Source organism: Aquimarina spongiae (assembly GCF_900141785.1).
Classification (GTDB): Bacteria; Bacteroidota; Bacteroidia; order Flavobacteriales; family Flavobacteriaceae; genus Aquimarina; species Aquimarina spongiae.
Window position 1 is genome coordinate 15,619 of sequence record NZ_FQYP01000011.1, and the last position, 20,325, is coordinate 35,943.

Here is a 20,325-nt window from a genome sequence, read left to right on the forward strand (position 1 = left end):
GTCAGATTCAGGTAACGTCTTTTACATAATGCTTAGTGGATATGATACTAAGCATTCTATCTCGTAATTGATGAAGAAAACTGTTACTTTTTTTATTCTGTTGATGATGTCTGTTAGTTTTGGGAATGCCCAAATGCTTAAGGGCAGGGTAGTAGCAGATTCAATTCAAGGGTATGCGATCAACATTGTTAATTACTCCAACCTAAAGGGAACTACTAATGACGAGAATGGGTCTTTTAGCATTCCGGCCAATGTTGGGGATTCTGTTGTCTTTTCTTCGGTTCAATACAAAGTAGTTACCCTAAAAGTAAGTGAAGAGGATCTTGATAATGAAAACTTAGAAATTGTTCTATCTGCCAAAGTTCAATTACTTGATCGTGTAAAAGTAAGTAATATTGAGCTATCTGGATATCTTAATGATGATGTGGGTAAGGTAGAATTATTACCATATGTTGATAATAAAATTTTAGGACTTCCTTTTAGCGATAAACCTCAGCCAACACAAGTTGAACGAAGGATTTATACGGCAAAATCCGGAATTTTAGAAAGGCCTATCAATTATTTAAATGGTACTCTCAAAAAATTAAAGAGAATCAAAGCTCTTCAAGATTTGGATAAGGTGGTATATCAAGGAGAGACTTCATTTGATACCTCTTTTTTTGTGATCGCTCTGGAGATTCCTGAGGAGTTGATCACAGATTTCATTTATTATTGTGCTGAGGATGATTACTTCAAAGATTTACTGGTGAATTCAAAAAAGTTGAGTTTGATGGACTTTTTTAAAGGTAAAGCAATATTATATCGAAAACACAAAGAGTTGGATTGATATTTTTAAGTACATTTAACCCTTTATAATTTTTTCTAAATATGAAAAAGAGCTTAGGTCTTGTGTTATGTGTTATGGTGATTACTTTGAGTTCGTTCGTTGCTCATAAGTTTTATGTCAGTGTTACACAAGTCGAATATAATAAAGAACAACAATCACTTCAGATTATTACCAGAGTTTTTATCGATGATATCGAAGAAGTACTCCGACAGCGATATGATGCAAAAATTCAACTAGAGCCAAATGCAGAAAGTCCAAATGTCGATGAGTATTTGGAGAAATACTTCGATCAAAAAATCACTTTTATCATTAATGGAGAAGAAAAACCTTTCGTTTTTTTAGGAAAAGAATATGAAGATGATCTGATCCTCTTATATCTGGAAATAGAAAATATAAATAGTTTAGAAACTTTTGAAATATCCAATCAAGTATTAATGGATCTTTTTGAAGAACAACAAAATATTATTCATGTTAAAAATGAAAACATCCGTAAGAGCCTTATCCTAGAAAAAAGAAGGGATACAGGGATGTTAAAATTTAGTGAATAAATCTTTAAGCTTTTAAAAAACAACTATTTTGCAAATCATTTCAATTAACTCAAATTCATTCCAATGAAAAAGATTCTTTTACTTCTTTTGGGAGCTGTGATGGTGTCAGGGGCCTATGCACAAAACCAAGGGAACGATGGAGGTGCGCGAAGATTAGGGCACACAAATCAAAACAAGTTCAAACAAATGTATGAGGAGTTTGCTACTCCTAATATGTACCGCACAGCTTCGGGGGCGCCAGGGCCAGCTTATTATCAGCAGCAAGCAGATTACAAAATGGATATCGAGCTAGATGATAAGAATAAAAAAATCACAGGTAAAGAAACGATTACATATACCAACAACTCTCCTGATAACTTAGAGTTTTTATGGGTGCAATTGGATCAAAATATGAGAGCAAAAGACTCCAAAACTCCATTAATACAACCAGATGGAGTTGCAGGAGCTGAGCAACCTGGAACTTTTGCCGCAAAATACCTTGGTTCACCTTTTGATGGAGGATTTAATATTACTGCAGTAAAAGATGCTAGTGGTAATGCGCTACAGTATACAATCAATGCTACAATGATGCGTGTAGAAATGCCAAAGAATCTTAAGTCTGGAGAGAAATTTGTATTTTCTATCGATTGGTGGTATAACATTAATAACCATGTTCTTAAAAGAGGGAGATCTGGATATGAAGAGTTTGCCGATGGAAACAGGGCCTATGTTATCGCTCAGTTTTATCCTCGTATGGCAGTGTACAATGATGTAGAAGGATGGCAAAATCACCAGTTCTGGGGAAGAGGAGAGTTTGCATTACCTTTTGGAAACTTTGATGTGAATATCACCGTTCCTTCTGATCATATTTTGGATGCTACCGGAAAATTAACGAATAGAAAAGAGGTTTTTAGTAAGGACATGATGAGCCGTTACGAAAAGGCTAAGAAATCCTATGATAAACCAGTAGTTATAGTAAGTCAGAAAGAAGCTGAAGCAAAAGAGAAATCATTTGCCAGCGATAAAAAGACTTGGAGATTTAGCGCTAAGAATGTTCGTGATTTCGGATTTGCTAGTTCTAGAAGATTTATATGGGATATGATGGCTGTTAAAGTTGGAGGAAAAGACGTAATGGCTGTTTCTATGTATCCAAAAGAAGGAAATCCACTTTGGGAAGATTGGTCCACAAAAGTTGTGGCAAGTACCTTAAAATCGTACAGTCGAATGACTTTTGATTATCCATATCACAAAGCCATTTCTGTGCATGCCAAAAATCAAGGTATGGAGTATCCTATGATTTGCTGGAATTATGGAAGACCAAATCCTGATGGTACCTACAGCGATCGAGTTAAATATGGAATGATGAGTGTGATCATCCACGAAGTTGGACATAACTTCTTCCCGATGATTGTAAATAGTGACGAGCGTCAGTGGACATGGATGGACGAAGGATTAAATACCTTTGTTCAGTATGTGGCAGAACAAGATTTTGCAGAATGGTATCCAGAAGCTGTTGCACCACTCAAAAAATATCCTTCAAGAAGAGGTCCTGCACAAAAAATAATTCCTTATATGAGCGGAAATCAGGATTTCTTATCTCCGATTATGACACAATCTAATAATATCCACCAATTTGGGCCTAATGCGTATGCAAAACCTGCAACTGGTTTGAATATATTGAGAGAGACTGTTATGGGGAGAGAACTTTTTGATTACTCTTTCAGAACATATTCTCAAAGATGGATGTTCAAACACCCAACTCCAGAAGACTTTTTCAGAACAATGGAAGATGCTTCCGCTGTAGATTTAGACTGGTTCTGGAGAGGATGGTTCTACACTACCGATTATACAGATATTGGAGTAGGAGAGGTGAAGAAGTTTGTAGTATCCAAAGAAGCTACACAACAAGCTAAAGACTTTGCTGCTGCTCGCGGTGTGAGAGTTGAAGATTTTGGGCCATTAGTATTTATGGTAGAAGAAGGTAGTGACGAATACAATACGATTAAGAGTAATGGAAACATTATTGATAATGCGAAGACCCTAAAAGAGTATGTAATGGATAACTTCTCTCTGGGAGAAAGAGAAAAATTAAAAGAGCCTAAGTATTTCTATGAGGTTACTTTTGAAAAACCAGGAGGTTTGGTAATGCCGTTAATTGTAGAATATACTTATGAAGATGGTACTTCTGAAACGATTACTTATCCAGCAGAAATCTGGAGAAAAAATGACACAAAAGTAAAACGTGCTATAGCTTCAGAAAAGAGTATTACCAAAATAGTGGTAGATCCAAATTTTGAGACTGCAGATATAGATACATCAAATAACAGCTGGCCTCAAAACAATCAAATTGGTAAGTTTGATAAATTTAAAAATAAAGTGAAAGGAAAATAATCCCGAACATAAAATTTTCATAAACAAAGCCGTCACAAGTAATGTGATGGCTTTTGTTTTATGGATATTACCTATATTTGTATCCATATGATGACAGTACCTTTATTTATAAGTGGAGCCGAGATTGCCTTTATCGTTTTTATATTGGTAATGGTGTTTGGTGCCGATAAAATACCTGAAATTGCTCGGGGCTTAGGCAAAGGAATGAGAATCGTAAAAGACGCTACAAACGATATCAAAACCGAAATTACCAAAAGTGCAGAAAAGCACGGTATAGATACCGAGATTACTTCTTCTATTACTACAGATATCAAAAAAGAAATCGATCAGGTAAAAGACGATATCGAAGAGATTACCGGCCCGGTAAAACGAAAATTATGATTTAGATTTTCAATCGACTTGCATTTTTGATCAATTTTCCTTGTAGATTTTAATTTTTTTTCAAAAAAAATACACTTTTTTTGCTGGTATGATATTTTTAAATATCAATCAGTAAAAGCTCCTGTGTTTATAGGTGTTTCGGGGAAATTTTAGCTTAACAACGAGGTACTATGCGAGCATAATATTGCGTTTTTTGTTGCGATAACCGCAAAAAATCAATCAAATATTTAGAATATAATTAATATATTAGGAGTGAAATTAACTAAATGATAAATTTTGATTATTTTTTCGATAATCACAACTTAGTAGTTTTTAACACACAAACTCATAAATCTTATTCTAAAAATGAAAAAACTAATCCTTCTAAGTTTTGGACTTCTTTTGGTGTTTTCTTGTTCCAAAGAAGATCCGAATTCAATTATTGATCCCATGGTAGAATCGACCGATTCTCAAAAGATTCTTTCTGTAGACGAAATCAACAAATATATAGCTAATGAGCTAAAAACCACAGGTGATCTGGCTTGGCGAGATGCACCAGCAATGGTGTTATATAGTGCAGTAATGCATAGTGGTGGTATTTTAAGTGTTGGTTATGGAGAAAAGGGAGAAAGTTTTACTACACAGCAACGTTCCCCTAGATTGAACAGTGCTAAAAATAATATTATAGATATCGTTCAAGGCTCAGAACAGACTACAAAATCAAATATTTTACAATATGAAGATGAGACTTTCAATTTTGTAGACTTTGAGATTTCTAGTTTGGAAACTGTGATTGCTTTACAGCAAGCAGATCAAGTACGGTATATAGATACATTCTACACTTCTTATTTGGAGCAAAACGATGTGCAACAAAAGGATTTTGGATGTGCACAAAGTGGAGAAAGTATCAATGGAAATGATTATCGCGTGATTTCTCCTAATGCATGGTTACCGTGGAATTTTGATATTCATAACGTACCGCAAGCTTGGAATTACAGTACAGGAGCAGGAATTACCGTAGGATTAATAGATACAGGGCTTTCTGCTAACCAAAGCTTATTGGGTAGTAATTTTAACGACGGTAGTTCTAATGGAAGATTCGTACAACGTTTTGGAACATATATCGATTCTCCTTGGTGGTGGTCAAACAATGTAGATGGACCAAATGACCGCTGTGGTCATGGTACGTCTATGGCATCAGCTATTGCTTCTCCAAGAAACGATGATGGTATGCCAGTAGGAGTAGCTTATAATAGTAATTTGGTGTCTTATAGGGGTACTTCTGATGTAGTCCTAGAAGATTATCATGAGCGCAAAGGTGTTCGTGATGCTTTAAGAGCATTAGGGAATCGTAACGATGTAAGAATCATTTCGATGTCCATTGGATATCCTTGGTCTATTGGTAATGTAAAGGATGCTGTTCGTTATGCATATGGGAAAGGAAAAATGATTATTGCTGCAGGAGGAACATCAACTTCGTTTACCAATTGGTATGGAGTTATTTTTCCAGCTAGCATGAGTGAAACAGTTGCTGTTACAGGAATAAAAGATAATGGGTATAACCGTTGTAGCAATTGTCACGATGGAAATAAGATAGACTTTACTATCGTAATGCAAAGAGCAGGAGATTCAGGTAGAAATGTTCCGGTAGTTGGATTTAACGGTGGAACTAGAAATTATGTTGGGGGGTCTTCGGTAGCTACGGCTACAACAGCAGGGATAGCAGCCTTGGTATGGGCTCGTAACCCCAATATGTCCAGAGCACAAGTGCTGGATAAGTTAAAAAGAGCAGGAGAGTTTTATCCTAGTCGCAATAGCCGATTTGGATATGGAAATATTAATGCACTGAAAGCAGTGCAGTAAGTTGAGCGAGTAATGATTTGTTTTCTGGGTTAGGTCAGAAAAGAAGAGTAAGGCATCTCCTCTTGTATAAGAGGAGATGTTTTTTGTATATGTGCTCTATCTCTATAGTACTCGACTTATCGTAAGTCCATCTCGAATTGGAAGCAGTACCGTTTCAATACGAGTATCTTCAACTAATAGTTTGTTGTATTCAAGGAGTGCTTTGGTAGAAAGGTCATCCTCTTCTATAGCTTCTATTACTTTGCCACTCCATAATACATTGTCAGATAATATAACACCTCCTGGTTTTATTTTATTAATGATTAATTCAAAATAGAGCGGATAATTCGGTTTATCTGCATCTATAAAAACCAAATCAAATGCTAAATCAATATTAGGTATAATGGTCGTTGCATCACCTATATGTTGATGTATCCGGTTTCCATAGGGTGATAAATCAAAGTACTTGCGCTGAAAATTCTCCAGTTCTTCGTTAATATCTATGGTGTGTAGTTGCCCGTCTTTTTGCATTCCTTCTGCCAAGCAAATTGCAGAATAGCCAGTATAAGTACCTATTTCCAGAATATGTTTTGGCGATATAAGTTTGGAAAGCATGCTTAATACCCTTCCTTGATAAGCCCCGCTCAGCATACGTGGTTGTAAAATCTTTTGATAGGTTTCTCTGGTGAGTTTTTGTAGTAATTCGGGTTCCTGCTGTGTGTGCTGGACCACGTAATTGTCTAATTCTTCTGGAATGAAGTGCATATATTAGTTTTTTGTAAAGCTTGATTATGATAATTCATAAAAGGCTTTCTTGTTGTGTATCACTTAGAAAGCCTTTTGTGTATTTAAATGTATTGTTGGAAAAGTTAGGGTTAATCCACTTTTATGGTCTCTCCCAAAATTTTGTTTGTTAAGTTTCTTTTGGCTTCTTCGTTATCTCCAAATAACCAATTTAGAACATTGCATTCCCAAATTTCGTCGTATTCTTTTTCATTAATAATATCACGTTCTAAAGCCAAGTCCAATATTTTTCCAGGATAAGAAGATTGCGGCTCGCTTTCCATTTCTCCTAACGGATAAGGATCATCAAGTCCCATAATTACCTGTTGGCTGCCCTGTCGTTCTACAGTAAGTTTTAACGAATCTGTATCGTGTACCAAAGTGTCAAAATAGATATTTGGATGTCCTACTGCTTTTCTTGGGTGTTGTTTCCCTTCAAAAAGATCGGGTCTACCATCAAAACCTTGAATACGTCGTCCTAGATTCATTTGCGCCAATTGCCCTCCGTGAGCAAAACAAGTTCTAATGTTTGGGTATCGATTTTGCATTCCGTTTAAAGTATAAAAATGATAGGCATCGCCACATTGGGCTAGCATCCATACCAAATGAAAACGCCAGGCTACATTTTCAAGCTTTATCATTTTATCACCATCATAAGGATGTACTTCGATAGCAAGCTTGTATTTGTCGGCAAGCTCAAAAATAGGATCATTTTCTTCATCAAAAATGCATCGCCATTGTCCAATAGAATCCATAAAATGTGTAGGTAAGCATAATACATACATGCCTAGTTCTTCTACACAACGTTCAATTTCCCATAGTGCTCCATTAATAAATCCAGGATGTACCACAAAACCACAAGAAAATTTGTCTGGATGATCTCTCTGTACATTTGCGTTAAAATCATTTTGAAAACGCAAAGCGTGCTTCATTTCCTCTAATCTTAAGCCATTTCCATACAATTGCGAGAGATTAAGGACTACTGCATGATCAATCTTGTTTTGTTCCATCCATTCCAGTTTTTCATTCAAGAAAAAGCTGGAATGTGTTACCGGCCGTTTCCAGCCTTTTTGTAACATATACTTTCGCTCATCATCAACCCAAAAAATCTCCTTTTCTTTCATGAACTTCGGAATTTCCTCGGGATAGGGCAGTAAATGCGAATGTCCGTTAATTCTAAGTTTTCGTTTCATCTGTTTGTTATGTTGTTATGTAAGTTATTTGATGAGCTTTTTGCTCATTAGCATGTGTGCATCACGATTTCTTTTGAGGAGGCTCCATTACCGCTCCACAGTTCGAACAAGTACACTTTTCTTTGTTACTATAGTATTTGTCAAAAATGATAGGCATATCAGTTTCGATATTATCCAAAGCAAACTCCTCTCTGTATAAAGGGGAATTGCAGTTTTCACAATACCATTCCAATGCATCCATCATGCCTTCACTGCGTGGATATTCAATCACTAAACCTACTGTATTGGCACCACGTTGTGGTGAATGTGGTACTTTGGGTGGTAGCAAATAAATATCGCCTTCTTTGATATGAACATCTTTAGGTTCACCATTCTCTATTATTTTTAGTATGATATCTCCTTCTACTTGATAGAAGAATTCGGGAGTCTCATTATAGTGATAATCTTTACGATTATTAGGACCACCAACAACCATTACTATAAAATCTCCATTTTCCCAAACGCATTTATTTCCAACTGGAGGTTTTAACAGATGTCTATGCTCTTCGATCCAGGCTTTAAAATTCAATGGTGAAACTAGATTATTCATAATATTCGTTCGATTTTGTTAAGTATTCCTTTATTAAATGTAAGTATTTTGATTTGTATTTTATAATAACAAATGGTTAACTATAAGGACTTTGTCCTTCCTCCATCAACAGGGACATTAATCCCATTAATATACGATGCTGCTTCTGAAGCCAAAAAGGCTACAGCATTAGCAGTTTCCTCTGGTTGCGCAAATCTTTTGGCCGGAATATCATTCTTCATAGCATTTTCAACTTCTTCAATCGACTTTCCGGTTTTTGAAGCTTTATTCTTAATGATTTGGGATAATCTTTCGGTGGCTGTAGCTCCTGGTAACACATTGTTAACCGTAATACCAAATTGTCCTAACTCATTGGCGAGTGTTTTTGACCAATTGGCTACGGCCCCTCGGATTGTATTAGATACGCCTAATCCTGAAAGCGGCTGCTTTACAGAGGTAGATATAATATTGATAATTCTACCATATCCTTCCTTTTGCATTCCGGGAACCAAAGCTTTTACTAAAATGTGATTGCATTTTAAATGTTGTGTAAAAGCGCTTTCAAACTCTTGTACCGTCGCGCCATATATAGGCCCGGCAGCTGGTCCTCCGGTGTTATTGATGAGTATGTGATAATTCTTTGTAGTGTTTTTTGTTTTTTCCTCTAAGTCAGAGGGGTTTTGAAAATCTGCAACCAAATAATCATGAGATTGTCCTTGGGTTGTATCCAGTTCTTTTAGCACCTCTTGTAGCTTTTGTTCGTTTCGTGCTACCAGGGTAATGTTCGCTCCCAATTCTGCTAGTTGTAGGGCAGAGGCTTTTCCTATTCCCTGGGTGCTACCGCAGACTAATGCGTTTTTATGGGTAAGATTGAGATTCATCATAGAAACTTCTTATAGTGTTTTTAATATTGTATACATACGTTTTTAGGCTCAGTAAAGAAACGTAAGGCTTCAAAACCACCTTCTCTACCGACTCCAGAATTTTTGATACCCCCAAAGGGTGTTCGTAAGTCTCGCATCATCCATGTATTGATCCATACAATACCTGCGTGGATGTGTTTGGCCAAATACATACTTCGATTTAAGTTATTCGTCCATATGGTACTGGACAAACCATAACGAACATCATTGGCCATAGATAATGCTTGTTCATCATTGTCAAAAGGTGTGATGGTTACTACCGGGCCAAAGATCTCTTCCTGCATCACACTGCATTGCGTGGAATTTACCTCTATAATTGTAGGTTGCAAGTAATATCCATTTTCATGGCCTTCAACGGTAACATATTCTCCACCACACAAAATAGTTCCTCCTTCTTCTTTGGCTTTATCTATGTAGGACTTTACTTTTTCGAGATGAGGTTTAGAAACTAACGCTCCTAAGTTGGTTTCGGGGGCTAATGGATCTCCAATTTTTAATGCTTTGGTTTTTTCAACAAAATCGGATTTGAATTGATCATAAATACTTCTTTCTATAAAAATTCGCGAACCGCAGAGACATATTTGCCCTTGATTGGCAAAAGAGGATCTGAGTGTGGTATTTAACATTTTGTCATAATCACAATCTGCGAATATGAGGTTCGGGTTTTTTCCTCCTAGCTCTAGAGATAATTTTTTGAACGTTGGGGCTGCAATTTTTGCAATATGAGCTCCTGTTTTGGTACCTCCGGTAAAAGAAATAGCTTTGATGTCTGGGTGTTGGATAATAGCTTCACCTGCACTAGTACCCAACCCATGTACAATATTTAAAACTCCTTTGGGTAATCCAGCACTTGTGCAGATTTCTCCAAATAAAAATGCAGTCATTGGAGTGATTTCACTAGGTTTAGCTACTACCGTGTTTCCTGCAGCTAGAGCAGGCGCGATTTTCCAGGTAAATAAATATAAAGGCAAATTCCAGGGAGAGATACAGCCTACTACACCTATGGGTTGTCTCAACGTAAAATTGATCGCATCCAGACCACTGCTTTCGTGCGCTTCGCTTGCAAATTGCGTAATAGCATGTGCAAAGAATTGAAAATTAGAGGCTCCTCTAGGGATATCCACACTTTTGGCGAGGCTAAGAGGTTTCCCGTTGTCTATTGATTCGGCTAGTGCTAGCTCATCTGTTTTTTCATTGATTAAGGTTGCGATTCTGGATAGAATTTCGCTACGTTGTTGTAAAGTGGTGTTGGACCAATCGGGATAGGCGTTTTTTGCCGCCGTGTAGGCCAGCTCAATATCTTCGGTAGTCGAATTAGGAATACGTCCATATACTTCACCAGTGGAAGGTTTGTAGTTATCTATCCAGTTATCTAGTGCAGGAGGGATAAATTTGCCATTTATATAGTTATGTATTTCTTTCATTCCTTAATTGAATTAACTGAAAATGTATTTTAACTGTTCTGCTGTGTGCTTAAGATCTCCAGTATAGGTTTTGATTTCATTTTTGTTAAATCGTGCAGAAGGCCCCGAGGTGCTTATGGCTGCTAAGAACTTTCCATTGACGCCAAATACCGGAACTGCAACACAAACCAATCCGATTTCATTTTCTTCCATATCCAATGCAAAACCATTTCTTTTGATGTTTTCGATTTCTTCGATTAACTTTTGTTTATTCGTAATGGTGTTTGAGGTTATCGTTTCCAGTTCTAATTGTGCTACTGTTTTATGATAATCCTGTATACCAAAGGCGAGCATAATTTTCCCCAAACCTGTACAGTGCAAAGGTTTTTCGCTACCTATTTGTGAGTTGATTTGCAAATCATGTCTTCCTACCACCTTGTCCAAAAAATATACCTTTTGATTTCTGCAAATCGCAAGATGGGCAGTTTCTCCTGCACGTTTGACCAGCTCTTCCATAAAAGGTCTGGCTTTGGAGATAAAATTTTTATGAATACTTACTTTTTGGCCAAGCTCAAATAACTTTAATCCTAATCGATATTTTTCGTTTTCTGGATTTTGCTGAATTACATTAAGGGTTTCCATAGTGGCTAGCATTCTATATACCGCACTTTTGTTTGTGCCCATTAAACGAGCAATTTCGGTAACCCCTAATTCTATTTTATCGGTAGAAAAACAATCCAAAATCTTGAACGCTTTTTCTACAGAGGTGTTTAGAATTTTTTTGTCTACCGTATCACTCATTTCTTGTGGATTTATAGTGTTGTTGATTAGGCTTGTTTCTTGTATGCTACTGCTTTGATCTCAATAAGCAGGTGCGGGTGAGGTAGTTGGTGAACCGCTACCGTTGTTCGAGTAGGGCCACTGTAATCAAAATACTGTGCATACACCTCATTGTATCCGCCAAAATCATTCATGTTTACTAAAAAAGAAGTAATATCGATCACGTCATCTAGACTAGCTCCTTCTTCTTTTAAAATGTCATCGATATTTTCTAACACTGCCTTAGTTTGCGCCTTGATATCCAGGTTTGTTGTGCCAAATTCGTCGACTTCAACACCTTCAAAAGTGTTGTCTGGTCGTCTGGAGCTTGTTCCAGAAACGTATATAAAGTCACCCACGCGTTTTACATGGGGGAACTTTCCTCTGGGAGTTGCTTTGCCTTTTACTAGTTTTCCGGTGTTCATGTTTAATGATTGTTTTTTTTAGATTACTTCAATCTGGCTATTTTATCTTCTTCAAGAATTTCATCGGTTTCTTTTTGTACTTGTTGCAGGATTTGTTTCATATCCAGATCCGCATCGATTTCCTTATCAGCAATCAAATTGAGCAGTGCTTTATCTTGGGCCCTACCTATTTTCATTGCTTTTGCATAGCTGATATGTTCGTTGAAAGTAACCATAGAATATTTTGAAGAATATTCCTCTGGAAATGCTTTTTCCAATTCCATTTCAAGTTTTCTTTTTTCTTTGAAAATAGGATTAGCAACATGGTCTCTCATCTCATAATAGTTGTCTATGGCTAGGTCTGCAATCGCATCGGTATCTTCTTTTCTTGTTTTTTGATACATTTTAAACACAGTATCCCAATCGCCTTCGTATTGATCTAGGATCTCATCAAAAACAACGACATCTTCAAAAGAAGCATTCATACCCTGACCATAAAATGGGACAATAGCATGGGCGGCATCCCCAATCAACAAGGTTTTTCCTTTATAATACCATGGCGAACACTTTACAGTACCTAAAGATCCCGTTGGATTATTAAAAAATTCATTTTTAAGATCCGGAATTAGTGGTAAAGTATCCGGAAATTCGGATTCGAAAAACTCTCGTACTTTTTCAATGGTTGTGAGGTTATTGAAATTGTATTCTCCCTCATCATAAGATAAAAATAGGGTAACTGTAAAGCTGCCATCTAGATTGGGTAAAGCAATAAGCATGTACTGTCCTCTTGGCCAAATATGCAGATGGTCTTTGCTGATTTGATGATTACCTACCTGGTCCGCAGGGATTTCTAATTCTTTGTATCCATGAGTCAAAAAGTTCTGTGAATAGCTAAATAAGAATTTCTTCTCTAGATAATAGCTTTTTCGTAATGCAGAACCTGCGCCATCAGCTCCAAAAATCACATCTGCATCCACTGTAAATTCTTCTTTGGTGAGATAGCATTGAAATTCTGCTGTGGGTTTTTCGATATCAACATTAATGCATTTTTTATTGAAATGGATGTTTACATTTTCGTGTTTCTCAGCTTCTGTAAGCAGTAAAGCATTTAGATCTCCACGAGATACAGAGTTGATATATTCGCCTTTTCTTCCCGAGTAGTTGGAAGCAAAAGTGTTTCCCTTGGTATCATGAATTAGTCGCCCATGCATCGGGATGCATAATGGCAATACTTTGTCTGCAATACCTACCATATCCAAGGCTCTTAATCCGCGGTCGGATAGTGCGAGATTGATGGAGCGACCTGCAGAAATATCTGTAGTCCTCAAATCTGGCCGTCCTTCATATAATGATATTTTGTACCCTCGTTGTGCTAGACGTAGTGCTAACATCGAACCACAAAGCCCTGCTCCAATAATAACAATATGTTCCTTTTTGCTCATTATAGCAATGTTTTTAAAATTTCGGTCATTCGATACACATCTTCAAAAGTATTGTAAAGAGGCACAGGAGCACAACGAATTACATCCGGTTCTCTCCAATCAGTAATGATATGGTGATCAGTAAGTTTTTGATGTAAACTCTTATCCGCATGTTTCACTTGGATAGACAATTGGCATCCTCGTTCTTCGGGATTACTCGGAGTAATAATTCGAATTCGATCCGTATCTATTTCGTTGATTAAATATTCAAAATACCCTGTAAGTGCTTTCGACTTTTCTCTTAGATTACTCATGCCTACCTCTTCAAAAATATCTAGAGAAGCTTTAATAGCGGCCATGGATAGGATAGGAGGGTTGCTGAGTTGAAACCCTTCTGCGCCGGGCATCACATCAAACTCTTGACGCATATTAAATCGAGTATCTTTATTGTGACTCCACCAACCTGCAAAACGTTTTAAATCTTTGTTATACGCATGTTTTTCATGTACAAATAAACCACCAAGACTACCTGGTCCTGAGTTCAAATATTTATAGGTACACCAAGCTGCAAAATCTACTCCAGAGTCATGAAGATCAGGCATGATATTACCAGCACCATGTGCAAGATCGATACCTACCATACAATTTTTGGCATGTCCAAGGCCTGCAATTTGTTTGAGATCCAAGTATTGCCCCGTATAATAATTAAGTCCGCCAATTAATAGCAAAGCAATTTCATCTCCTTGCTCATCCAAAATTGTCTCCAGATCTTCCATCCGTAAAAGTTCCTCTCCTTCTCTAGGCTTCCATTCAATCAATCCATCTTTTGGGTCAAATCCATGGAAATGCAACTGAGATTCTACGGCATAACGATCAGAAGGGAAGGCATCACTTTCTATAACAATTTTGTACTTTTTTGCAGTGGGCTGATAAAAAGAAACCATTAATAAGTGCAAATTGGTAGTCAAGGTATTCATGATCACCACTTCTATTGGTTTTGCGCCCATTATTTTTGCCATACTATCGGTCAAAAATTCGTGATAAGGCATCCAGGGATTCTTGGCTTCAAAGTGACCTTCGACACCAAAATGAGCCCAATCTTTTAATTCTTGTTGAATGTACTGTTGTGTGGTTTTGGGTTGTAATCCCAAAGAGTTACCACACATATAGATCCAATCCTTTCCATTACTGTCTTTGGGAATATGGAACTTATCTCTATACGCCGCTAGCTTATCCTTTTGATCTTGTTCTTTTGCGAAATCCAGACTGGATTTTTGTAAGGTAGACATAAACGTGTTTTAATTATTGAAACAGTGTTTCACTAATTTACAAAAATCATTGAGCTCAGAAAAATATTTGGTTTAATTTTTTGAAAAAGAATTGTTAAATAAGGATCACTTTACAGCTGTAATAATCGTTTACGGTATTGAGTAGGAGTGTAACCCATATATTTTTTGAATTGTTTAGAAAAATAAGAAGGGTCGTTAAAACCACATTGATACATAGCTTCTGAAATGCTAGTATCTCCATGATTATCAAAAAACTCTTTGGCTTTTTTTATTCTGAATTCATTCAAAAAGCTAATAAAACTACGGTTGGTCGTATTCTTAAATAGTCTACAAAATGAATTTGAGGTCAATCCTAGTCGTTGGGCAATTTTCTCTGACCCTATGTGTTCTGCATAATGTGTATTCACAAATTCATATACCGTCGCAATTCTTTCTAGAGAATGGTTGCTAATATCTATAAAGGATTTGTTTTTTAAGAGTCGACGTTGATGGTTAGCGACAGAAAGTTGGTAAAGAATATGAACGGTATTAAGAAGTTGTTCTGTAGGATTTTGATTTTTGAGTTTCAAAAATTGATTGGATAGTTTTTTGTGTGTTTCTGAAGAGAATATAATTCCGTTTTTGGCGGAATCTATAAATTTTGATAATCCATTGAACTCTGGAAAATGAACTAGTTTTTCTTCTACAAAACTCTCTGGAAATTGAATTACAACTTCAACATTAGTTTTGAAATCTGTATTTCCAAATGGCATATGTGGGATATTAGGCCCAAGAAATATTAATAAACCATCGTCATAGGTCTCCGTGTACATATCAAGCTGCACCGTTCCTTTTCCATTTCTTATGAATACCAATTCATACTCAGGGTGTAAGTGCCAGCTTACAATATTACATTGAGATTTATTCTTGTAATTGTAACTAGCTACTTTTAGTGAACTGGATTGGTTCAAATAAATTTGTTCGTATAACACTCCCATAAGACAAAATTATCATAATTAGATTTTATAGATGTATTTTAGGGATATTTTGTCTTATAATTGGAATAATTTGTTTCAGTAGTCCCTGATTTATGTTTGTAATTTTGAGATAGTTAATCTCAAAGTATGAACTCACTTTTTTTATTGTGTAGTAGATCAAGGTATTTGGCACCAGCAGTGGTGTTTTCTACCATTAATATTTTGTTTGGTACCTGGGCCATATACATACCTACTATCAAAAATAAGTTGGGTATTGACGAGGGAACTTTGGGGGTAGCCATTTTCTTTATGGCATTAGGTACAATAACGATGTTACTTAGCGCTCCAGGGATTATCAAAAAACTATATGTTGGAAAAGCGACGGCCTATGGTATTTTGGGATTGCTTTTGGTGTTCCCATTATTATTTGTTGCTTCTTCATTTTATATGCTATGCTTTGTGATGTTTTTTGTGGGGATTTTTTCGGGTTTTACAGACATAGCCATGAATACTTTGGTTACTGAAATAGAAAAAGAGGACGGAGTACATATTATGTCTGCTAATCATGGTTTTTTTAGCCTGGGTGGAATGGTAAGTGCGGGGATTGGGACCTTCTTTTTGACTTCGATTACTTATCCGCTCTATCATGTTCTAGTTGTGGTAGGAATCATGATTATTGTCAATGCGCTGCTGGTTCGAAACTATATTCATATCGTTTCTAAAGAGGTCGAAGAGCTCTCTTTTAATATTCGCCATTTTATCCCTTTGTTTGGGCTCATCTTAATAGGGTTTTGTGTCATGGCTTCAGAAGGAGCAATTGTAGATTGGAGCGCACTTTACCTTGAGAAGGTGTCAAAAGCAAAAATTTCCTGGACAGGATTTGGGTATACCGCCTTTTCTGCGACCATGGCATTAGGAAGGTTTTTAGGAGACACCATTAGTACCAAAATAGGAGCAAAACGCACTATTACGTTGGGTACTCTTGTAGGAGGGTTGGGTTTTATTATGGTATTGCTGGTCGATCCAATAATAGCCATTGCCGGCTTTGGATTTGTTGGGCTTGGTTTTTCGGTGATTGTTCCCGAATTATTCCGAATAGGAGGTCGAGCCGAAAATATCGAAGCTTCTCAAGGTGTTTCTGCTATCGCTGGATCAGGTTTTGTAGGTTTTCTGGTTGGACCTGTTCTTTTAGGTTTTTTGGCCGATATTTCTTCCCTACGCCTTAGTTTTCTGGCATTGCTTTTGTTTGCTGTAGTGTCTTTTGCAATGTCTTTTTTGATAAAGAAATAGTTCTATTCGGTTAGTACTTCAATATTAGAGAAGGATAATGTCCAATTCCCTTCATTCCTTTTATGAGTTTTGGCAATTTTGATACCTTCAAAAGTTTCATAATCTTCCCAAGAGGTGATCAAGGAAGGCTCTTCGCTATTCTGTTGTCTGAACACCCATTCTTTGATCACAAAATCTCCTTCAAAATAAAAGTCATAAGCATCTCCGGGAGTATATCCTCCTTGATTTCGATAAATAACGGTTAGTTTTTGCATTTCCTTTCCGCTGATAGGGGCAATCGAGGTCACATAATGTTTTGTAGCAAAACTCTTTTTGTCCCAAACCAAATTGAAAGGAGCTAACAACCAATATTTATCATTGATAAAACTTTGATCTGCTTTTTGATTTGTACTATCTATTTTGGTGGTGTTATAAGTGATAGTGTCTTTGTCAGTGGTCATGGTAACCAAATCTTTTTTCGGTTTCCAACTCCATGAGCGCTCGTAATGAATGGTGTCGCGATCTACATTAAATGTAAATTTTATCTCCTTTACCTTGTCCCAATGTTTTAGTCCATTAGCATATGCAATGGATTCTGTAGTCGAATATATTTTGGGCTTGCTGGTAGTCTGTGCAGGTTTTGGATCTCTAACTTCTACATCATCTTCATACAAATCCGTTTTCTTGGTTTCATTTTTACAACCAGAAAGAAGAATAGTAAATAACAATAAAATTGATAAATATCTCATGTTTGTTCATTTTCTGGCAAAAATATAAAAAGAAAAACCTTGTTAATCTAGATTAACAAGGTTTTAGAATTTGATATATATGAAATCTACTCTACAGTCAATGTGTATTGTGGAGTTTTATTTAGCGGACAGAAGTAAGTATAAGTACCTTTCTTCAATGTAACGGTGTTTGAACTTTCTGTCTTTCCTTCAGCAACTACTTTGGTTACATAAGCTTCTTTGATGTGATTTTTAGCATCAGCAGCATCTTTTCCAGCAGGAACTAATACAAATCCAACATCAGTACCAGCACTGTTGTTTGAGATGTTAAATACATAACTACCTTCAGATAGTTTGATCTCTTTTTGAGTGAACTCTCCTTTAGTTTGCTCTAGAGCAACAGTTTTAACATCTTGTGCTTGCGCAGTAAAGGTAATTGCTAAAATGAATGTGAATAATGTGATTAAATTTTTCATAGTTTTAAAAATGATTAATATAAATGATTATTGATTTTTTTGTTTTATAGACCTGAAAAGGAGGGTTGGTTATTTGTATTCTCCTTTTCAGGTAGTTTTATGTTTGGGGTAACTCTAGTGGTTACTACTTATATTGTTGTAGTTTCTAGTGGTTGCGCAACTGGAAAGTCTACAGGAACTTGTGTAGTACTATGGATATAGTTTGATATGGTTTTATCTCCTACCAAAACAATAGTATCAATAAGGCTTCCTTTTGTGTATCCAGCCGCCAAGAAGTTTTCTACTACTTGTTGATCTGCTCTACCTCTATTTTCTGTAACGTTCTTAGCTAACTTTGCTAACGCATCTAATTTTGCGTCAAAAGAAGCACTACCAGCTCTTAATTCTAAGATTTGCTCATCAGTAAAACCGTTCATTTTTCCTATCGCTGTATGTGCAGATAAACAGTAGATACATTCATTTACTTGACTTACGGCCAAGTTTACTACTTCTTTCTCTTTGGCAGAAAGCGAAGTCTTTGCATTAGAAAAGTTTAGATAGTTTTCTAGTGCGGTATCACTATGTGCGTAAGTAGCATATAGATTAGGTACAAAACCTAGTGCTTTATTTAAATTATCGAATATCGCTTGGTTATTAGCGCTTACTTCTTCTCTGGTTGGTACATTAAATGTGCTCATAATTTTGAATTTTTTTGATTATCTGATGTTTAAATCAGTGTGTGTTGATAATATATTTTATTGTCGTTTGTAATATGAAACAAAGGTCCTTCAATACGTGTAGCAAAAAAATGTTCGTTTTTCCCGACTACTTGTCAAAATTTCCCTTGTTGTTTTTTTTAAAGAATTAATTTTTGACAAAAGGCTTTTCAGCATCACAATAAAAATCATGAATCCCTTTTTGCTCACAATGTGTTTTAGGACTTATCGAATTTATAATTTGCTTTCTTCCTTGTCTGAAAATCTCTATAAGATTAAAGATTGATTTATTTTGAATTCTCATTTGATTATTGATTTAAATTAACAGTACAAAGATGCGGTATATAAGGAGGTAATAAAATGCTGGTTCTTCCCTAAGACTTGTCAATACTTCCCGGTCATAAAAAAACCTCTGCAAAAGCAGAGGTTTGTAATACAATCGTTTTAATAGTAATTCTTTAAAAGAATTTTACATCTTTTCTGTTGATCCAAAGTATGACACCGCTTAGTACGAAGGTGATTACTGCAGTAATAAAAAGTACACCACCATCATTGTTAATTTCAATGCCTAATTTGGTCAAATGCATCATTATTGCACCACCAATTATTCCCAGCGTTAACATTGCACCAATCCATGTGGTTTTTGGAATAAGCAACAAAATACCGGCAATAAGTTCTGTAATTCCGGTGCCAATTCTTCCATAAGGTTCTAAGCCAACCTTGGTAAAAATATAAACACTGTCGGGGTGTGCAGTAAATTTAAACCTGAGGGTTTGAATCAAAATTATTGCCACGATAATTCGCAGCAATAGGGGTAACATTTTTTTCATTTGTGGAGTTTGTGTTTACTTTTTTCGCTTCCCTTGTGTTTATAAAACACTTGGTAATGCATCTATTTTCCCATTAAAAGTATTCTTTCTAGAGATAATATACAATTCTTCAAGATTTTTATCTTTCTGAAATTGTTGGATTAACTCAGGAAGGCGATCTCTTAGGAAATCTGCAAAAGCCTCAACGTCAACACTTCTGTTTGCTCCTTTTCGTAATGTTTTTAAATAAGCAACATTCAAAATTTCTAGGTTACTTCTTTCAGAAAGGAACAATAAATAGTCGTTATTTTGCTTGGCGTCTCTAATCGCAGACACAAAATGAATTTCATTCTTAGCAATGATCTCTTTGTTGTAGTTACTGAAGTCGTTGGTGTATACTACTTCCTCTTTTTGGTCGTTTAGGTATACCGTTTCCAATTCATCTTCGTAAGTTACTTGAGCATTACTAATAGTTGTTGTCATTATAAGAAGGGCGATAATGACAAATCTGATATGTTGTATTGAATTCTTCATGACTTTTATTTTTTACCCGAACTATTTCGGTGGTTGTTTTTGATTGTGATACAAAATTGGGGCAAAAACTAAAATAATGACATAGCTCTAATTCCTTAAAGCTTGTCAA

At 36.1% G+C, this 20,325-nt stretch carries 22 protein-coding genes; 6 read left to right on the forward strand and 16 right to left on the reverse strand.

What is annotated here, in order from left to right; translation table 11 throughout:
* Nucleotides 1-70: 70 nt before the first annotated feature.
* From BUE24_RS21175 to BUE24_RS21195, 5 genes are all read left to right on the forward strand, one after another.
* A complete protein-coding gene (locus BUE24_RS21175; RefSeq protein WP_139242077.1) occupies nt 71-826 on the forward strand; it encodes a peptidase associated/transthyretin-like domain-containing protein in 756 nt (251 codons plus the stop codon).
* Nucleotides 827-867: 41 nt separating this feature from the next.
* The gene (locus BUE24_RS21180) at nt 868-1,374 is read left to right on the forward strand and encodes a DUF6702 family protein (protein WP_073320914.1); all 507 of its coding nucleotides are present in this window, start codon (nt 868-870) and stop codon (nt 1,372-1,374) included.
* A 63-nt stretch (nt 1,375-1,437) separates the two neighbouring features.
* Nucleotides 1,438-3,744 (forward strand): M1 family metallopeptidase, encoded by a 2,307-nt coding sequence (locus tag BUE24_RS21185; RefSeq protein ID WP_073320918.1) that lies wholly within the window; start codon nt 1,438-1,440, stop codon nt 3,742-3,744.
* 87 nt (nt 3,745-3,831) lie between these two features.
* The gene (locus BUE24_RS21190; protein WP_073321149.1) at nt 3,832-4,125 is read left to right on the forward strand and encodes a Sec-independent protein translocase subunit TatA/TatB; all 294 of its coding nucleotides are present in this window, start codon (nt 3,832-3,834) and stop codon (nt 4,123-4,125) included.
* Nucleotides 4,126-4,470: 345 nt separating this feature from the next.
* Nucleotides 4,471-5,967, forward strand: coding sequence for a S8 family peptidase (locus tag BUE24_RS21195; protein WP_073320921.1), 1,497 nt, complete (start codon nt 4,471-4,473; stop codon nt 5,965-5,967).
* 102 nt (nt 5,968-6,069) lie between these two features.
* Here BUE24_RS21195 and BUE24_RS21200 read toward each other — a convergent pair whose 3' ends face one another.
* The 10 genes from BUE24_RS21200 to BUE24_RS21245 all read right to left on the reverse strand — a co-directional run bounded on the left by BUE24_RS21200 (nt 6,070) and on the right by BUE24_RS21245 (nt 15,726).
* Nucleotides 6,070-6,711 carry an O-methyltransferase gene (locus tag BUE24_RS21200; protein ID WP_073320924.1) on the reverse strand — a complete coding sequence of 214 codons (642 nt, stop codon included), beginning with the start codon at nt 6,709-6,711 and terminating at the stop codon, nt 6,070-6,072.
* Between the two features lie 110 nt (nt 6,712-6,821).
* Nucleotides 6,822-7,922, reverse strand: a complete 1,101-nt coding sequence (locus BUE24_RS21205; protein WP_073320926.1) for an amidohydrolase family protein — start codon at nt 7,920-7,922, stop codon at nt 6,822-6,824.
* 61 nt (nt 7,923-7,983) lie between these two features.
* The gene (locus tag BUE24_RS21210) at nt 7,984-8,511 is read right to left on the reverse strand and encodes a 3-hydroxyanthranilate 3,4-dioxygenase (protein WP_073320929.1); all 528 of its coding nucleotides are present in this window, start codon (nt 8,509-8,511) and stop codon (nt 7,984-7,986) included.
* A gap of 80 nt (nt 8,512-8,591) precedes the next feature.
* The gene (locus BUE24_RS21215; RefSeq protein ID WP_073321152.1) at nt 8,592-9,371 is read right to left on the reverse strand and encodes an SDR family oxidoreductase; all 780 of its coding nucleotides are present in this window, start codon (nt 9,369-9,371) and stop codon (nt 8,592-8,594) included.
* Nucleotides 9,372-9,394: 23 nt separating this feature from the next.
* Entirely contained in the window at nt 9,395-10,837 is a 1,443-nt protein-coding gene (locus BUE24_RS21220) for an aldehyde dehydrogenase (RefSeq protein WP_073320932.1), read from the reverse strand.
* Nucleotides 10,838-10,849: 12 nt separating this feature from the next.
* Nucleotides 10,850-11,617 carry an IclR family transcriptional regulator gene (locus BUE24_RS21225; RefSeq protein WP_073320935.1) on the reverse strand — a complete coding sequence of 256 codons (768 nt, stop codon included), beginning with the start codon at nt 11,615-11,617 and terminating at the stop codon, nt 10,850-10,852.
* A gap of 26 nt (nt 11,618-11,643) precedes the next feature.
* The gene (locus BUE24_RS21230) at nt 11,644-12,060 is read right to left on the reverse strand and encodes a RidA family protein (protein WP_073320937.1); all 417 of its coding nucleotides are present in this window, start codon (nt 12,058-12,060) and stop codon (nt 11,644-11,646) included.
* A 23-nt stretch (nt 12,061-12,083) separates the two neighbouring features.
* A complete protein-coding gene (locus BUE24_RS21235; protein WP_073320940.1) occupies nt 12,084-13,481 on the reverse strand; it encodes an FAD-dependent oxidoreductase in 1,398 nt (465 codons plus the stop codon).
* A complete protein-coding gene (gene kynU / locus BUE24_RS21240; protein ID WP_073320942.1) occupies nt 13,481-14,749 on the reverse strand; it encodes a kynureninase in 1,269 nt (422 codons plus the stop codon). The genes BUE24_RS21235 and kynU overlap by 1 nt, the downstream gene beginning before the upstream one ends.
* A gap of 110 nt (nt 14,750-14,859) precedes the next feature.
* Nucleotides 14,860-15,726 carry an AraC family transcriptional regulator gene (locus BUE24_RS21245; RefSeq protein ID WP_073320945.1) on the reverse strand — a complete coding sequence of 289 codons (867 nt, stop codon included), beginning with the start codon at nt 15,724-15,726 and terminating at the stop codon, nt 14,860-14,862.
* Between the two features lie 126 nt (nt 15,727-15,852).
* On the opposite strand from BUE24_RS21245, the gene BUE24_RS21250 reads away from it, so the two are divergent.
* Nucleotides 15,853-16,995 carry an MFS transporter gene (locus BUE24_RS21250; RefSeq protein ID WP_073320946.1) on the forward strand — a complete coding sequence of 381 codons (1,143 nt, stop codon included), beginning with the start codon at nt 15,853-15,855 and terminating at the stop codon, nt 16,993-16,995.
* Between the two features lie 2 nt (nt 16,996-16,997).
* Here the strand turns inward: BUE24_RS21250 and BUE24_RS21255 are convergent, their stop codons facing one another.
* The 6 genes from BUE24_RS21255 to BUE24_RS21275 all read right to left on the reverse strand — a co-directional run bounded on the left by BUE24_RS21255 (nt 16,998) and on the right by BUE24_RS21275 (nt 20,216).
* Entirely contained in the window at nt 16,998-17,723 is a 726-nt protein-coding gene (locus BUE24_RS21255) for a hypothetical protein (RefSeq protein WP_073320949.1), read from the reverse strand.
* An 86-nt stretch (nt 17,724-17,809) separates the two neighbouring features.
* Nucleotides 17,810-18,178, reverse strand: a complete 369-nt coding sequence (locus BUE24_RS21260) for a cupredoxin domain-containing protein (RefSeq protein ID WP_073320953.1) — start codon at nt 18,176-18,178, stop codon at nt 17,810-17,812.
* A gap of 128 nt (nt 18,179-18,306) precedes the next feature.
* Entirely contained in the window at nt 18,307-18,855 is a 549-nt protein-coding gene (locus BUE24_RS21265; protein WP_073320956.1) for a carboxymuconolactone decarboxylase family protein, read from the reverse strand.
* 166 nt (nt 18,856-19,021) lie between these two features.
* Nucleotides 19,022-19,177, reverse strand: coding sequence for a hypothetical protein (locus BUE24_RS24105; RefSeq protein WP_170864653.1), 156 nt, complete (start codon nt 19,175-19,177; stop codon nt 19,022-19,024).
* 154 nt (nt 19,178-19,331) lie between these two features.
* A complete protein-coding gene (locus tag BUE24_RS21270) occupies nt 19,332-19,703 on the reverse strand; it encodes a DoxX family membrane protein (RefSeq protein WP_073320959.1) in 372 nt (123 codons plus the stop codon).
* 39 nt (nt 19,704-19,742) lie between these two features.
* Nucleotides 19,743-20,216 (reverse strand): hypothetical protein, encoded by a 474-nt coding sequence (locus BUE24_RS21275; RefSeq protein WP_073320962.1) that lies wholly within the window; start codon nt 20,214-20,216, stop codon nt 19,743-19,745.
* Between the last annotated feature and the right edge of the window lie 109 nt (nt 20,217-20,325).

Excerpts from the sequence above, each read along its gene's own strand:
- BUE24_RS21175 (WP_139242077.1), top strand. The coding sequence starts at position 71 with ATGAAGAAAACTGTTACTTTTTTTATTCTGTTGATGATGTCTGTTAGT.
- BUE24_RS21180 (WP_073320914.1), top strand. The coding sequence starts at position 868 with ATGAAAAAGAGCTTAGGTCTTGTGTTATGTGTTATGGTGATTACTTTG.
- BUE24_RS21185 (WP_073320918.1), top strand. The coding sequence starts at position 1,438 with ATGAAAAAGATTCTTTTACTTCTTTTGGGAGCTGTGATGGTGTCAGGG.
- BUE24_RS21190 (WP_073321149.1), top strand. The coding sequence starts at position 3,832 with ATGATGACAGTACCTTTATTTATAAGTGGAGCCGAGATTGCCTTTATC.
- BUE24_RS21195 (WP_073320921.1), top strand. The coding sequence starts at position 4,471 with ATGAAAAAACTAATCCTTCTAAGTTTTGGACTTCTTTTGGTGTTTTCT.
- BUE24_RS21200 (WP_073320924.1), bottom strand. The coding sequence starts at position 6,711 with ATGCACTTCATTCCAGAAGAATTAGACAATTACGTGGTCCAGCACACA.
- BUE24_RS21205 (WP_073320926.1), bottom strand. The coding sequence starts at position 7,922 with ATGAAACGAAAACTTAGAATTAACGGACATTCGCATTTACTGCCCTAT.
- BUE24_RS21210 (WP_073320929.1), bottom strand. The coding sequence starts at position 8,511 with ATGAATAATCTAGTTTCACCATTGAATTTTAAAGCCTGGATCGAAGAG.
- BUE24_RS21215 (WP_073321152.1), bottom strand. The coding sequence starts at position 9,371 with ATGAATCTCAATCTTACCCATAAAAACGCATTAGTCTGCGGTAGCACC.
- BUE24_RS21220 (WP_073320932.1), bottom strand. The coding sequence starts at position 10,837 with ATGAAAGAAATACATAACTATATAAATGGCAAATTTATCCCTCCTGCA.
- BUE24_RS21225 (WP_073320935.1), bottom strand. The coding sequence starts at position 11,617 with ATGAGTGATACGGTAGACAAAAAAATTCTAAACACCTCTGTAGAAAAA.
- BUE24_RS21230 (WP_073320937.1), bottom strand. The coding sequence starts at position 12,060 with ATGAACACCGGAAAACTAGTAAAAGGCAAAGCAACTCCCAGAGGAAAG.
- BUE24_RS21235 (WP_073320940.1), bottom strand. The coding sequence starts at position 13,481 with ATGAGCAAAAAGGAACATATTGTTATTATTGGAGCAGGGCTTTGTGGT.
- kynU (WP_073320942.1), bottom strand. The coding sequence starts at position 14,749 with ATGTCTACCTTACAAAAATCCAGTCTGGATTTCGCAAAAGAACAAGAT.
- BUE24_RS21245 (WP_073320945.1), bottom strand. The coding sequence starts at position 15,726 with ATGGGAGTGTTATACGAACAAATTTATTTGAACCAATCCAGTTCACTA.
- BUE24_RS21250 (WP_073320946.1), top strand. The coding sequence starts at position 15,853 with ATGAACTCACTTTTTTTATTGTGTAGTAGATCAAGGTATTTGGCACCA.
- BUE24_RS21255 (WP_073320949.1), bottom strand. The coding sequence starts at position 17,723 with ATGAGATATTTATCAATTTTATTGTTATTTACTATTCTTCTTTCTGGT.
- BUE24_RS21260 (WP_073320953.1), bottom strand. The coding sequence starts at position 18,178 with ATGAAAAATTTAATCACATTATTCACATTCATTTTAGCAATTACCTTT.
- BUE24_RS21265 (WP_073320956.1), bottom strand. The coding sequence starts at position 18,855 with ATGAGCACATTTAATGTACCAACCAGAGAAGAAGTAAGCGCTAATAAC.
- BUE24_RS24105 (WP_170864653.1), bottom strand. The coding sequence starts at position 19,177 with ATGAGAATTCAAAATAAATCAATCTTTAATCTTATAGAGATTTTCAGA.
- BUE24_RS21270 (WP_073320959.1), bottom strand. The coding sequence starts at position 19,703 with ATGAAAAAAATGTTACCCCTATTGCTGCGAATTATCGTGGCAATAATT.
- BUE24_RS21275 (WP_073320962.1), bottom strand. The coding sequence starts at position 20,216 with ATGAAGAATTCAATACAACATATCAGATTTGTCATTATCGCCCTTCTT.